Raw genomic sequence first — 715 nt, forward strand, 5'->3', positions numbered from 1 at the left:
GGGAGTTGTGCTTCACGAAGGAGGCAAACAGCCGGATGGGCGTGGGGAACCTTGACCGGCTGATGCGCGGCGATGCCACCGGCGGTCATGTCGGTACACCGGGCAGCATGGCAGACAGCCGGTCGCAGGAGTCCGGGACGTTGGAGCAGAATAACCATGTGGTGATTAACAACGACGGCACGAACGCGCAGATAGGTCCGGCTGCTCTGAAGGCGGTGTATGACATGGCCCGCAAGGGTGCCCGTGATGAAATTCAGACACAGATGCGTGATGGTGGCCTGTTCTCCGGAGGTGGACGATGAAGACCTTCCGCTGGAAAGTGAAACCCGGTATGGATGTGGCTTCGGTCCCTTCTGTAAGAAAGGTGCGCTTTGGTGATGGCTATTCTCAGCGAGCGCCTGCCGGGCTGAATGCCAACCTGAAAACGTACAGCGTGACGCTTTCTGTCCCCCGTGAGGAGGCCACGGTACTGGAGTCGTTTCTGGAAGAGCACGGGGGCTGGAAATCCTTTCTGTGGACGCCGCCTTATGAGTGGCGGCAGATAAAGGTGACCTGCGCAAAATGGTCGTCGCGGGTCAGTATGCTGCGTGTTGAGTTCAGCGCAGAGTTTGAACAGGTGGTGAACTGATGCAGGATATCCGGCAGGAAACACTGAATGAATGCACCCGTGCGGAGCAGTCGGCCAGCGTGGTGCTATGGGAAATCGACCTGACAG

At 58.3% G+C, this 715-nt stretch carries 2 protein-coding genes; both read left to right on the forward strand.

The features are described from left to right. Positions 1 to 302, forward strand: a 302-nt coding sequence (locus tag DS742_RS28520; RefSeq protein WP_147325912.1) for a phage tail tape measure protein, incomplete at its 5' end; no start/stop codon positions are given. Next, positions 299 to 628, forward strand: a complete 330-nt coding sequence (locus tag DS742_RS28525) for a phage tail protein (protein ID WP_000847379.1) — start codon at positions 299 to 301, stop codon at positions 626 to 628. The genes DS742_RS28520 and DS742_RS28525, both read left to right, overlap by 4 nt. Positions 629 to 715: the final 87 nt, after the last annotated feature.

It is taken from the genome of Lacrimispora amygdalina (genome assembly GCF_003432035.1).
GTDB classification, from domain to species: Bacteria; Bacillota; Clostridia; order Lachnospirales; family Lachnospiraceae; genus Lacrimispora; species Lacrimispora amygdalina.